Origin of the sequence: Mycobacterium sp. 141 (genome assembly GCF_000382405.1) — a bacterium.
In the GTDB taxonomy this organism is placed as follows: domain Bacteria; phylum Actinomycetota; class Actinomycetes; order Mycobacteriales; family Mycobacteriaceae; genus Mycobacterium.
Map to the genome: position 1 here is coordinate 45097 of NZ_KB908258.1, position 13618 is coordinate 58714.

Genomic DNA, 13618 nt, shown 5'->3' on the forward strand with positions numbered 1-13618 from the left:
GCAGCGGCGGTACGAACAAGACCCCTGGTGAGGGGCCGCCGGCTAGCCACCTGGGTATGGCGCTAGCTGGACGATCCGCTCGGACGTCGCAGCGCTGGGGCATCACCGCCATTATGCGCCCGATTTGAATACGGCCGCTGTCAACGCTGATAACAGATTGGCGGCGTGTCGACAACAGCAAGCCCCGCGAGCAGGCGCAGAGTCGCACGTTTTCGACCGAAAACGTGCGACTCTGCGCCTGCTCGGCAAGGGAACTAGGGAGCCAGGGCGACGATGCGCTCAGCACGCCGCAGCACGGGCGCATCCACCATCAGGCCGTCGTGCTGGAACACACCACGCTCACCTGCCACCCGATCGAGCACTGCTCGCGCCCACACGATCTGCTCGGCAGTCGGGATATACCCCGACCGGATAACCGCCACCTGGGACGGATGAATGGCCACCTTGGCATCGAATCCAACGGCCACCGCGTCGTCGACCTCCGCGCGCAGCCCGTCGAGATCTTTGATGTCCAGATACACCGAATCGAGTGCCACTTTGCCGTACGCCTTGGCCGCCAACAAGGTTTGCGAGCGCACGTGCTGGGCCACGTCGCGATAGCTGCCGTCGGGCCGGCGGTTGGCGGTGCCGCCAGTCACGGCGAACAGATCCTCCGCACCCCACATCACCGCGAATGTGTTGTCGGGTTGCACGAGGTCAACCACGTTGAGGGCGGCCAGCGGGGTCTCGACAAGGACCACCACGTCCAACGGTGCGAGCGCCCGGACCTGGTCGGGATGCTCGGATTTGGCCAGCATCACCGTGGTGTAGTCGGTCGCTGCCACGGCTTTGAGATCGCGGGCGTGATCGGCGGTGTTGGTCGGGTTGACCCGCACCACGGTACGGGCCGGATCGAGACGTGTGTCGATCAGCGCCTGCCGAGCTGCCTCGCGGTCCTTGTCCGCCACCCCGTCCTCGAGATCGAGGATCACCACGTCGGCTGCCGCTGCGGCCTTCTCGAATCGCTCGGGCCGGTCGGCCGGGCAGAACAGCCAGCCCGGTCCGGCTGCTGAGAGTGTCACCTATGCCTCCCCCTCTACCGGACGCATCCGGACCATGGTCTTACGTGACGCCGTCGCGACGACGTCGCCGTGCTGGTTGCGTCCGGTGTGCGCAAAGGTGACGATGCCCTCCCCCGGGCGGCTCTTGGAGGCGCGCTTCTCGGTGATCTCGGTTTCGGCGTAGAGCGTGTCACCGTGGAAAAGTGGTTTGGGGAAGGAGATTTCGGAGAATCCGAGGTTGCCGACGATGGTGCCCTGGGTCAGCTGCGCGACCGACAGGCCGACGAGCGTCGACAGCGTGAACATCGAGTTGACCAGGCGGGCGTGGAACGGCGGAAGGGCATCGGAGAAGGCCGCGTCCAGATGCAGCGCCTGGGTGTTCATCGTCAGCGTGGTGAACAGGACGTTGTCGGCCTCGGTGATGGTGCGGCCCGGCCGGTGCAGGTAGCGCACGCCGATCTCGAACTCCTCGAACCAGAGGCCGCGCTGCTCTATTGTCTTCTTTTCGCTCACAGACCGGCCTCCCGCGCGATCAGCATGAGTTGTACTTCGGTTGTCCCTTCCCCGATTTCGAGGATCTTGCTGTCGCGGTAGTGCCGGGCGACCGGATATTCGTTCATGAAACCGTAGCCGCCGAACACCTGCGTGGCGTCGCGGGCATTGTCCATCGCGGCCTCACTGGCGACCAGCTTTGCCACGGCTGCGGCCTTCTTGAACGGCTTGCCGGCCAGCATCAACGCGGCCGCGTCATAGTAGGCCGTGCGGGCGGTATACGCACGCGCCTCCATCCGCGCGATCTTGAAGGCGATGGCCTGGTAGGTGCCGATGGCCGCCCCGAAGGCCTGGCGTTCCTTGGCGTATCTGACACATTCGTCCACGCAGCCCTGCGCGACGCCGACCGACAGCGCGGCGATGGCGATGCGGCCCTCGTCGAGGATGCGCAGGAAGTTGGCGTAGCCGCGGCCCCGCTCACCGAGCAGGTTCTCGGCGGGCACCTGGACATCGTCGAAGCTCAGCGGGTGGGTGTCCGAGGCATTCCAGCCGACCTTGTTGTAGGCCGGTTCAGCGGTGAAACCTTCGGTCGGCACAGGCACCAGGATCGCCGAGATCTCCTTACCTCGGGGCGTCTCCCCCGTCACCGCGGTGACAGTCACGAGCTTGGTGATATCGGTGCCGGAGTTGGTGATGAACTGCTTGGAACCGTTGATAATCCAAGATGGTCCTTCCAGTTTCGCGGTGGTCTTGGTGGCCCCGGCGTCGCTGCCACCGCCGGCTTCGGTCAGGCCGAACGCGCCCAGCGCCTTACCGCTGGCCAACAACGGCAACCATTGCTGCTTCTGTGCGTCGTTGCCGAAGCGGTACACCGGCATCGCGCCCAGCGACACCCCGGCCTCCAGCGTGATGGCCACGCTCTGATCAACCTTGCCGAGTTCCTCAAGTGCCAGGCACAACGCGAAGTAGTCCCCGCCCATACCGCCGTATTCCTCGGGGAACGGCAGGCCGAACAGGCCCATATCGGCCATGCCCGCGACGACCTCGTACGGGAACGAGTGCTCCTCGTCGTGCTTGGCGCTGACCGGCGCGACCACGCTCTGGGCGAAGTCGCGGACCGTCTTGGCCAGCTGCTCGTAGTGATCGGGCAGGGTTCCGGTGGACAAGAAGTCGCTCATGATTGGGTCTCCTCGGTTGCAGCGGTGATTCGGGCCAGCGGCTGACCCACTTTGACCTGGTCGCCGACGGCGACGAGTAGTTCCACGGTGCCGTCGACCGGGGCGGTCAGTGCGTGTTCCATCTTCATGGCCTCGACCGTGACCACCATGGTGCCCGCAGCGACCGCGTCGCTGTGGTTCACGCCGACGGCGACGACCGAACCCGGCATCGGGCTGGTCAACTCGGCGTCTCCGCTGTGCTCGTCATCGGGTCGCACCGGCGCCTCACGTACCTCTTCGACCTCCCACACGCGACCGCCCCCGGTCAGCCACAACCGGCCGTCGGTGGCGGCGACCAGATACTCGGTGCGCAGGCCATCCAATGTGACGGCCAGCAGCCCATCATCGAAAGCCGCGCTGACAGTGTGGTTTCCACCGTTCTCGACGGTCGCCGTGGCACGGTCCGGGGTTCCGGTGAGATACACGTGATCGGTGCGGCCGACGGCCTGCAGCCGGAACGCCGCGGGAGCCCGTCCGCCGACACGCCATCCGGACGGCAACTGCCAGAGGCTGTCCCCCGCCTCCGCCCAGTGCCGCAGCCACCGGTATGCCGCGGCCGCGATCATTTGTTCGTCACCCACGGCGGCCGGAACGAAATCGGGTGCGCGACGGTCGAGCAGTCCGGTGTCGAGCCGCCCGGCGGCGACATCGGGGTCGGCCAGCAGGAACCGCAGAAACTCGATGTTGGTGGTGACGCCCAGGACCGCGGTGTCGGCCAGCGCCCGATCGAGTGCGTGCAGTGCTGCGGTCCGATCGTCGCCGTGGGCAATGACTTTGGCGAGCATCGGATCGTAGTCACTGCTGACTATGGCGCCGGCCGCCAGACCCGAGTCGACGCGGATGCCCGCCCCGACGGGTTCGCTGAGTCCGAGCACCGGTCCGCCGGTCGGCAGGAAGCCGTTGGCAGGATCCTCCGCGTAGACCCGTGCCTCGACGGCGTGCCCGGTCATCACGATGTCGTCCTGACTCAAGGCCAGTTTCTCACCGGCCGCGATCCGGATCTGTTGCTCGACCAGGTCGATACCGGTGACCATCTCGGTGACCGGGTGTTCGACCTGCAACCGGGTGTTCATCTCCATGAAGAAGAACTCGTCGGGCCGGTCGGCGGAAACGATGAACTCCACCGTGCCCGCGCCGGTGTAGTCGACGCTGCGGGCGGTATCGCATGCGGCGGCGCCGATCCGGGCCCGGGTGGCGGCATCCAGCAGAGGCGACGGCGCCTCCTCGATGACCTTCTGGTGACGGCGCTGTAGGCTGCATTCGCGCTCGCCAAGGTGGATCACGTTGCCGTGGCCGTCGGCGAGTACCTGAACCTCGATATGGCGGGGCCGCAACACAAACCGCTCGAGAAACAGCGTGTCGTCGCCGAACGCGGCAGCGGCCTCGCGGCGCGCGGACGCCAGCGCAGCCGGCAACTCAGCGGCCTCGTGTACCACCCGCATGCCCTTGCCACCGCCACCGGCGGACGGCTTCACCAGTACCGGGAAGCCGACCTCAGGGGCACCGCTAATCAGGTCGTCGTCAGTGAGTCCCGGGCTTTCGCCTTTGGTCCTCCTCGTGTGCGGGACAATGCCAGGCACGACAGGAACTCCGAAGGCCGACACCGCGGCCTTGGCCGCGATCTTGTCTCCCATGGTCGCGATCGCGGTCGCGGTCGGCCCGATGAACACGATGCCGGCGTCCTGCAGTGCGGTGGCGAATTCTGCGTTCTCGGAAAGGAATCCGTAACCGGGGTGCACGGCTTGGGCTCCCGTGCGGCGTGCGGCGCCGACGATGGCCTCGATATTGAGGTAGCTCTGCCGCGCCGCCGCCGGGCCGATGCACACCGCGACATCGGCTTCCATGACATGCCGAGCACCGGCATCAGCGTCGCTGAACACGGCGACCGAGCGGATCCCCATCTCGTGCAAGGTGCGGATGACCCGTACCGCGATTTCCCCGCGGTTGGCGACGAGGACTGTGTCGAAACTCGTCATCTTTGCCTCACATCCGGAAAACGCCGTAGGAGACCGGCTCCAGAGGAGCCTGGCCGACAACCGAAAGAGCCAGTCCCAGGACGGTTCTGGTATCGGCGGGATCGATCACGCCGTCATCCCAGAGCCGCGCCGTCGAATAGTAGGGATTGCCCTGGTGTTCGTACTGGGCGCGGATCGGCGCCTTGAACTCCTCCGCCTGCTCATCGGTCATCTCACCGCGCACGGTGGCCAGCACGGAGGCGGCCTGCTCGCCGCCCATCACCGAGATGCGGGCATTGGGCCACATCCACAGAAACCGCGGCGAGTAGGCGCGGCCGCACATGGAGTAGTTGCCTGCACCGTAGGAGCCGCCGATCACCACGGTCAACTTCGGCACCCGCGCGCAGGCCACCGCCGTGACCATCTTGGCACCGTGCTTGGCGATGCCGCCGGCCTCGTAGTCACGGCCGACCATGAAGCCGGAAATATTCTGCAGGAACAGCAGCGGTGTCTTGCGCTTGTCGCACAGTTCGATGAAATGCGCGCCCTTGAGCGCGGATTCGCCGAACAGCACACCGTTGTTGGCGATGATGCCGACCGGGTGACCGTGGATACGAGCGAAGCCCGTGACCAGCGTGGTGCCATATTCGGCCTTGAACTCGGTGAACCGGCCACCTTGGGCAAGCGAAGCGCCAGGGAAAGGCCCGTCGACGATCCGGGTGATCACCTCGTGCACGTCGTAGGGCACCCGGGGGTCGACCGGTACGACGTCGTAGAGCTCGGTCTGATCGGCGACGGCGTCGACGGCGGGCTCCACCGCCCAGGGTGGCGCCTGGGCCGGACCGAGCGTCGAGACGATGTTGCGCACGATGCGCAGCGCGTCGCGGTCGTCGTGCGCCAGATGATCTGTGACACCGGAGATCTTGGAATGCAGGTCGCCACCACCGAGGTCCTCGGCGGTCACGACCTCGCCGGTCGCGGCCTTCACCAGCGGCGGGCCGCCGAGGAAGATGGTGCCCTGGTTGCGGACGATAACCGCCTCGTCGCTCATGGCCGGCACGTACGCGCCGCCGGCGGTACACGACCCGAGCACGGCCGCGATCTGGGCGATGCCCTTGGCGCTCATGGTGGCTTGGTTGTAGAAGATCCGGCCGAAGTGCTCACGGTCCGGGAACACCTCGTCCTGGCGCGGCAGGAACGCGCCGCCGGAGTCCACGAGGTAGATGCACGGCAGCTGGTTCTGCAGCGCGATCTCCTGTGCGCGCAGGTGCTTCTTGACCGTGATCGGGTAGTACGTACCGCCTTTGACCGTGGCGTCGTTGGCCACGATCACGCATTCCCGGCCGGAGACCCGGCCGATGCCCGCGATCATCCCGGCGCCCGGGCACTCGTCGTCGTACATGCCGTCGGCAGCCAACGGCGCGATCTCCAGGAACGGACTACCCACGTCGAGCAGGCCGTCTACTCGGTCACGTGGGAGCAACTTGCCTCGGCTGACATGTCGCTCCCGAGCCCGCTCCGGTCCACCGAGGGCCGCGGTGGCGAGTTTGGTGCGCAGCTGCGCAACCAACGCCAGATGGTCGTCTGTATGGGATGACAAGGCAGCTCCGTTTGAGTTAATGACGACTAACTCATGATATGTTAGTCACGCTTAACCGAGGTGTCCACCCTCAGGAGGTGCCATGTCGACCAGCGCTGTGACACGTCGCAGCCAGGCTAAGTCCGACCGGCGCAGCCAGCTGATCGCCGCCGCAGAACGCCTGGTGGCCGAGCGCGGATACCTGGCAGTGCGGCTGGAAGACATCGGCGCCGCGGTCGGTGTCAGCGGACCCGCGATCTACCGGCACTTCCCCAACAAGGAAGCGATGCTGGTCGAGCTACTGGTCGGGATCAGCACCCGATTGCTCGCCGGTGCACGCGACGTCATCGCCGAGAACGACGATCCGCGCGCAGCTCTGGACAGCCTCGTGGGCTTCCACCTCGACTTCGTGTTCGGCGAACCCGACCTGATCCGCATCCAGGACCGCGACCTCGCACACCTGCCCGACACCGCCGCGCGCCAGGTCCGCCGCTCGCAACGGCAGTACGTCGAGATCTGGGTTTCGGTGCTGACACAACTCGATCCCGAGCTGGCCGAGGATGACGCTCGGGTGATGGCTCACGCCGCGTTCGGGTTGCTCAACTCCACCCCACACAGCGTGAAACCTGCTGTGTCCAAGGCACGCTCACGCGAGGTGCTGCGCCGGATGACACTCGCGGCGCTGCACGCGACCCGTTAGCCGCCGAACGCCGCCAGCAGCCAGCGGGTCATGGCCTCGCCCAGCACCGCCCGGTTCTCCCGTTTGACGATCTCGTGGCCGTCGTCGTCGAACATCAGCAGTTCCACCGTCCGCCCCAGCCTGCGCAACGCGTCGAACATCTGCTCGGATTCGCTGACTGGCACGTTGGTGTCGTTGGCGCCGTGCACCAGCAGCAGCGGCGCTGTCAGCGCGTGCGCTCGCAGCAACGGCGAAAGCCGCTCCAACAGTTCGCGATCGGCAACCGGATGCCCGTACTTGGGATGCGCCGCGGCAGCAATCCAGGGTTCGGTGTTGCGGTAGAAGGTATTCAGATCGCTCATCCCGCAGATGCTGATGCCCGCGGCGAACAGTTCGGGGTGAAACGTCAGCGCCGCCTGGGTCAGATATCCGCCGTAGGACCAGCCGCTGCAGGCGATGCGATCGGCCCGGATATGTTCGTGCTCGACCAGGTAGTGCACGCAGTCGGCGACATCGTCGATGGCCGCGAACCGCAGTTCCTTGTCGTCCGCGTGCATGAATGCCCTGCCGAATCCTCCGGATCCGCGCACGTTCGGCGTCAGCACTGCGATACCGGCCTCCAGCAACCGCGGATAGAACTCGTTGTAATCAGGCCGCGCCTGCCCTTCTGGACCGCCGTGCAGGAAGATCATCGCCCCGATAGGTTCGCCGTCAGGACGGTACAGCCAGGAGTTGAGTTCCAGCCCGTCGCGGGCCGTGATGCGCGCCAAAGTGGGTGTGCCGGTGCGGGGTCCGCGGCTGGGTTCGCGGTCGATACGTTCCCATTCCCGGGTACGTGGGTCCACCAGTTCCACCGTCGGTGGCAACGCCGGTCCCTGGACCGTCACCGCCACCATGGAACCGCCCGCACTGATGCTCAATTCGCTGGCCACCATGCCGGGCAGCGCGAGCGGCTCGGACAGGGTTTCGTCGGCGTACTGCAGGATCTGCAGTTCACTGCATCCGTCGACGTTCCACAGCATGGCCACCGTGGACAGGTCGTCGCTGACCACAAATTCGTCGAGCTCGTATCCCGGTCGTTCGGCGACGACGTGATAGGACACGCCGTCGGCGGTCACCGTGACCTCCAGCAGCCGCGCATGGCCGGCGCCGTTCTCACTGCGGATGAGCGCCCGGACATAGCCTTCCGAGCTACCCAACGGGTAATTCTTGGCCGGTTCGATCAATGCGGTCTCACCCTCAAGACCACTGCGCAGCCGCCGAGGTTGATGATCATCGAGAATCACGCCGGCATCAGTGGTGGATCCAGGGTCGAACGGCAGCAAAGCGATCTCCCGCAGACCCCACAGCATGATCAGCTCGCGGTAACCACGCGGACCGACCCGCACCAACGAGGCACCCGCCCACGAATCCACCAGGCGACCCGCCGACCGGCGGTCCAACACGATGGTGTCCCCGGTTGCGGGGTCGATCAGACATGAGCTGCCGACGCCGTCGTCACCGGTCAGGATGGCCGCAACCTGGGTGCTGTCCCACCCGATCAGTTCGGCGGTGCCCTCTGGAGCATCGGGGGGCCAGCTGTCGACGCGGCGGGCGGCTCGGTCGTCAGGATCGGTTGTCACGACCCATATCTGAGTGCGGGTACCGCCCTCAGGAGCGACCTCGCAGGCCAGCCAATACCCGTCGGCAGAGTGAATCACCCGGGTCACGGGGCCGACCACCGGCAGTTCCACATCCCGCGACGAGCTCGCCCGCCAGCCGCGCAGGAACCGCTGGACGGCGCGCGGGTAGCCGCCATCGTCAACCAGGTGGGCGAATGCTGTCGCATCCGGCGACAGTGACGCGCCGTAATTCACCCGAACGTGCTGCTCCACTCGCACTACTCCTCTCCCCACTGCCGACCACATCCACCGGGCGGCCCGCCGCCACATCCACCGGGCGGCCCGCCGCCGAAGCGCACCGGGGGCCCGCACAGGTACCCTGCTGCCATGAGGTGGACATGACCGATTCACCACGCCGCGAAGGTTCCGATCCGACCCAACCGCTGGGCAGCGGATACCCGGTGGACTATCCCGAGCCGGCCTACGCCGACTCGCCGCCGTACCAGCCACCCGGTTATCCGGCCGGGCCGAGTTCGACGTCGAATCAGACCCAGCAGCTGCCTCCCTATCCTTCCTATGGGTACAACCCCGGCTCCTACGGGTACAACCCCAACGCAACCGGGCAGTACGGCACGGGCTACCCGCCAGCGGGGCCGCCTCCGGAACAGGAACCAGATGAGGAGCGGCCACGGCTGTGGCTGTGGATCCTTGCCGCCGTGGCGGTGCTGCTGGTCGTCGGTCTGGTGATCGCCCTGGTCATCATCAACAGCTCGCAGCAGGAAACCGTGGTCGCACCGCAGCCGGTGACTCCGTTGCCCGGCGCCACCACAACCAGGACCGCACCGCCGACGACCTCGCGTACCCCGCGGCCGACCGCGGCGCCCCCAGCCACCACGCCGACCTCACCCACCGGGCCGTCGACGCCAGGCGCCACCGACACCGTCACCTACGAAGTCACCGGTTCGGGCCGGGCGATCAACATCACCTACATCGACACAGGCAACATGCTGCAGACAGAGTTCAACGTGATGCTGCCGTGGCGAAAGCAGGTCGAACTTCCTCAGCCGGCCACGGGTACCGCCAGCGTCACCGTCATCAACTTCGGCCCGGACGTCAGCTGCTCGGTGACCGTCAACGGCGTGCCGACCCAGCACCGCACCGGAACCGGCCTCACGGTGTGCGCGGGCACGGCACCGTAGCGGGGGTCCACGCTCTACACCGGATCGTGCACCCGCTGCGGTGTGCGCACCGCCAGCATGGCCATCAGGCCCAGCGCAAGCACCAGGCACAGCCCGCCCAGGCCCGCCCGGTCGGCGCCGAACGCATCGATGAAGGTGAAGAACAGCCACGGCGCGATAAAGGACACTGCACGACCCGTCGTCGTGTAGAGGCCGAACGCGACACCTTCCTTGCCCTGTGCGGAGATCCGCAGCATCATGGTGCGCGCCGAGGACAGCGTCGGGCCGATGAACAGACACAGCAGCAAGCCACACACCCAGAAGGCCACCGGTCCCGACAGGGACAGCATCGTCAGTCCCACCACAATCAGGCAGACCAGCGAGCCGACGATGACCGGTTTGGAACCCACCCGGTCATCGAGCAGCCCACCGACGACGGATCCGAACGCCGCGATCACGCACGCACTGATGCCGAATAACAGCACATCTGACTGGGACACGCCGTAGGCGTTGACGCCGAGCACCGCGCCGAATGCGAACACTCCGGCCAACCCGTCGCGGAACACCGCGCTTGCCAGCAGGTAGTAGACGACGTTGTGATCGCGGCGCCATTCGCTGCGGATCTCGTCCCACAGCTTGCGGTAGGCGCCGAGTAGGCCCACCCGGTCGAGCGAACCGACGACCGGCACACGCGGAACCGCCACGAACACCGGCAGTGCGAACAGGACGAACCAGACCGCGGTGAGCAGCATCACGGCCCGCACGTTCTGGCCGTCTTCGGCCGGGATGCCCAGCAGCCCGCGGCTGTCGCCGTCCCCGGCGATGAACCCGACGTAGGCCAGCAGCAACAGCACCACGCTGCCGCCGTAACCCATCGCAAGGCCGAGTCCCGAAATCCGCCCGGAGGTCTCCGGCGTGGACAATTGCCGCAGCATGGCGTTGTAGGGCACGGTGGCGAGCTCGTTGCAGGCAGCTGTGCAGGCCAACAACACCAATCCCGGCAACAGGTAACGGTGGTCGTCGCGGATCAGGCTCATCGCCGCCGTAAGCACCACGGCCGAACCAGTCATCACAGCCAGCACCCGACGCCGACGTTGCGGCGCATCGACCCAGATTCCGGTGGCAGGTGCCAGAAGCGCCACCACGAGACCGGCAACCGTCATGGCCCGGCCCAGCCAGCTCGCGGGTGTGGTGTCGCCGGGGAGGTCCGATCCGACGCTGCCGGTCAGGTACACGGAGAACACGAAGGTGACGACGATTGCGTTCAGGCCCGTGGCGCCGCAGTCCCACAGGGCCCACGCGACCACCCGCGCCTGCCCGGGGTTGATCATGACCGACACTTTATGCGGCTGCTTCTAGGATGAGCGCCATGCCAGTTCCCGCACCCAGTCCGGACGCCCGTGCCGTGGTCACCGGCGCCTCGCAGAACATCGGTGAGGCGTTGGCCACCGAACTCGCCGCCCGCGGACACCACTTGATCATCACCGCACGGCGCGCGGACGTGCTGAACACGTTGGCGCAGCGGCTTACTGAGCGCTACGGCGTGACCGTCGAGGTACGCGCGGTCGACCTCGCCGACCCGGCCGCCAGGGAGACCCTGTGCGATGAACTCGCTGCCCGCGAGATCTCGATCCTCTGCGCCAACGCCGGCACGGCGACGTTCGGCCCGGTCGTGAACCTCGACCCCGCCGGCGAGAAAGCGCAGGTGCAACTCAACGTCCTCGGCGTACATGACCTTGTCCTCGCAGTGTTGCCGGGCATGGTCAAGCGCGGGGCCGGTGGAATCCTGATTTCCGGTTCGGTGGCGGGTAATTCACCGATTCCCAACAACGCCACCTACGCCGCCTCCAAGGCCTTCGCGAACACCTTCAGCGAGTCGCTGCGCGGCGAAGTCAAGGGCTCCGGCGTGCACGTCACCGTGCTGGCACCCGGCCCGGTGCGCACCGAACTGCCCGATCCGTCCGAGCAGTCGCTGGTCGAGCGGCTGATCCCGGATTTCCTGTGGATCTCCACCGAACACACCGCGAAGTTGTCGCTGGATGGCCTGGAACACAACAAGGTCCGAGTAGTGCCCGGCGTCACCTCCAAAGCCATGTCGGTGGCCACCGGCTACTCTCCGCGCGCCATCGTCACACCCATCGTCGGCGCCGTATACAAGAAGCTGGGCGGCAACTGACCGCCCGTTTCACCGGAACTCAGCGGCGACGGCCGACGCCGAAGATGCTGCGGGTGATCTCGCGGCCGGCGACGGTGGCCGCCGAGCGCAACGCACTCTTGAACGCCGAGCTCGCTAGCACCTGCTGAACGATGCTCGGCTCGGCCCGCTGAGCCGGCGCAGGCATCGGTGCCACCTCACCGGACGCCTCAATGCCGGCGAACCCACCGGCATCGCCCTCCTCGGGCGCGGAGGCGGCGTTCAGCTTGGCATTGAGGATCTCGTACGCCGACTCACGGTCGATGGTCTGCCCGTACGTGGCCTGCAACGGGCTGGCCTGGGCGGCCGCCTTGATGGCGTCGTCGCCGATCGCCCCCATCAGCGAACGCGGCGCCCGCATCCTCGTCCACGCCACCGGCGTCGGCGCCCCCTGCTCGGAGAGCACCGTCACGATCGCCTCACCGATGCCCAGCGAGGTCAACGCCTTCTCCAGGTCGTAGACGTCGGTCTTCGGATACGTGCGCACCGTCTTGGACAGCGCCTTCTGATCGTCAGGGGTGAAGGCCCGCAGAGCGTGCTGGACGCGGGCGCCCAGCTGCGACAACACGTCGTTGGGCACATCGGTGGGCAGCTGTGTGCAGAAGAACACCCCGACGCCCTTGGACCGGATCAGCTTGACGGTCTGCTCGACCTGATCCAGGAATGCCTTCGAGGCGTCAGCGAACAGTAGGTGCGCCTCGTCGAAGAAGAACACCAGCTTGGGCTTGTCGACGTCACCGATCTCGGGCAGCGTCGTGAACAGATCGGCCAACACCCACATCAAGAAGGTGGAGAACAATGCCGGCCGCGCGGCCTGCGACCCCAGTTCCAGCAGGGTGATGACACCCCGGCCCTGCGCGTCCAGCCGCATCAGATCCTTGGGTTCCAGCTCGGGTTCACCGAAGAACGTGTCGCCGCCTTCGGCCTCCAGGTTCACCAAAGCCCGCAGGATCACCCCGGCCGTGGCGGGTGACACCGCACCGAGCGCCTTGAGTTCGGGCTTGCCCTCGTCACTGGTGAGGTACTGGATGACCGCACGCAGATCCTTCAGATCCAGCAGCGAGAACCCCTTCTGATCGGCCCAGTGGAAGATCAGGCCGAGCGTGGACTCCTGGGTTGCGTTGAGCCCCAATACCTTTGACAAGAGGATGGGCCCGAAGCTGGTCATCGTCGCACGCACCGGCACGCCGATACCCGAGGTGCCCAGCGACAAGAACTCCGTCGGGAACGCGGTCGGGGTCCAGTCGTCACCAGTGTCCTTGGCGCGCTGGGTGATCTTGTCGTTGACCTCCCCCGGCTTCGACAACCCCGACAGATCGCCCTTGACGTCGGCCATCACCACCGGCACACCTGCGACCGACAGCTGCTCGGCGAGCACCTGCAGCGTCTTGGTCTTGCCGGTGCCGGTGGCACCGGCAATCAATCCGTGCCGGTTGATCGTGGCGAGCGGGATGCGGATCTGGGCGCCGGGGTCCACGGTCCCGTCGACCATGACGGTTCCCAGCTCCAACGCCTGGCCGCCGACTGCGTAGCCGGCGGCGATCTGCTGCGCGGGAGTTGCTGTCGATTCGGTGGTCATGCCGGGGTCCTCCGTACGCGCGAACGAGCCAATCGGGACCTGACACTACTGGCCGATCTGCCCGCGCGGTGGGTGCGGGCGACCGCTTGTCGCGCTTGGGCATA

General features: G+C 66.6%; 11 protein-coding genes. 3 read left to right on the forward strand and 8 right to left on the reverse strand.

From position 1 onward, the window contains the following. Positions 1–254 precede the first annotated feature (254 nt). Genes H276_RS0107450 through H276_RS0107470 form a run of 5 tightly spaced genes read right to left on the reverse strand, consistent with a single transcriptional unit; the run spans position 255 to position 6325 of the window. Positions 255–1061, reverse strand: coding sequence for a CoA ester lyase (locus H276_RS0107450; protein WP_019970676.1), 807 nt, complete (start codon positions 1059–1061; stop codon positions 255–257). Then, positions 1062–1553, reverse strand: a complete 492-nt coding sequence (locus H276_RS0107455; protein WP_019970677.1) for a MaoC family dehydratase — start codon at positions 1551–1553, stop codon at positions 1062–1064. After that, entirely contained in the window at positions 1550–2710 is a 1161-nt protein-coding gene (locus H276_RS0107460; protein ID WP_019970678.1) for an acyl-CoA dehydrogenase family protein, read from the reverse strand. The genes H276_RS0107455 and H276_RS0107460 overlap by 4 nt, the downstream gene beginning before the upstream one ends. Continuing rightward, the gene (locus H276_RS0107465; RefSeq protein WP_019970679.1) at positions 2707–4725 is read right to left on the reverse strand and encodes an acetyl-CoA carboxylase biotin carboxylase subunit; all 2019 of its coding nucleotides are present in this window, start codon (positions 4723–4725) and stop codon (positions 2707–2709) included. Before H276_RS0107465 ends, H276_RS0107460 begins: the two co-directional genes overlap by 4 nt. Positions 4726–4732: 7 nt before the next feature. Beyond that, positions 4733–6325, reverse strand: a complete 1593-nt coding sequence (locus tag H276_RS0107470; protein WP_196807871.1) for a carboxyl transferase domain-containing protein — start codon at positions 6323–6325, stop codon at positions 4733–4735. Between the two features lie 61 nt (positions 6326–6386). On the opposite strand from H276_RS0107470, the gene H276_RS0107475 reads away from it, so the two are divergent. Further along, complete coding sequence (locus H276_RS0107475) at positions 6387–6983, forward strand: TetR/AcrR family transcriptional regulator (RefSeq protein ID WP_019970681.1); 597 nt, start codon at positions 6387–6389, stop codon at positions 6981–6983. On the opposite strand, the gene H276_RS0107480 is transcribed toward H276_RS0107475, so the two are convergent. Then, on the reverse strand, positions 6980–8869 hold the full coding sequence (locus H276_RS0107480) for an alpha/beta fold hydrolase (RefSeq protein WP_051111401.1): 1890 nt from the start codon (positions 8867–8869) through the stop codon (positions 6980–6982). The two genes, H276_RS0107475 and H276_RS0107480, sit on opposite strands and share 4 nt — an antisense overlap. A gap of 92 nt (positions 8870–8961) precedes the next feature. Here H276_RS0107480 and H276_RS0107485 point away from each other — a divergent pair, with 92 nt between their 5' ends. Continuing rightward, positions 8962–9762, forward strand: coding sequence for an MmpS family transport accessory protein (locus H276_RS0107485; RefSeq protein ID WP_026356696.1), 801 nt, complete (start codon positions 8962–8964; stop codon positions 9760–9762). A 14-nt stretch (positions 9763–9776) separates the two neighbouring features. Here H276_RS0107485 and H276_RS0107490 read toward each other — a convergent pair whose 3' ends face one another. Beyond that, entirely contained in the window at positions 9777–11072 is a 1296-nt protein-coding gene (locus H276_RS0107490; RefSeq protein WP_036460721.1) for an MFS transporter, read from the reverse strand. A 38-nt stretch (positions 11073–11110) separates the two neighbouring features. On the opposite strand from H276_RS0107490, the gene cmrA reads away from it, so the two are divergent. Next, positions 11111–11917, forward strand: a complete 807-nt coding sequence (gene cmrA / locus H276_RS0107495) for a mycolate reductase (protein WP_019970685.1) — start codon at positions 11111–11113, stop codon at positions 11915–11917. A 19-nt stretch (positions 11918–11936) separates the two neighbouring features. Here cmrA and H276_RS0107500 read toward each other — a convergent pair whose 3' ends face one another. Further along, entirely contained in the window at positions 11937–13514 is a 1578-nt protein-coding gene (locus tag H276_RS0107500; protein WP_019970686.1) for a helicase HerA-like domain-containing protein, read from the reverse strand. Positions 13515–13618: the final 104 nt, after the last annotated feature.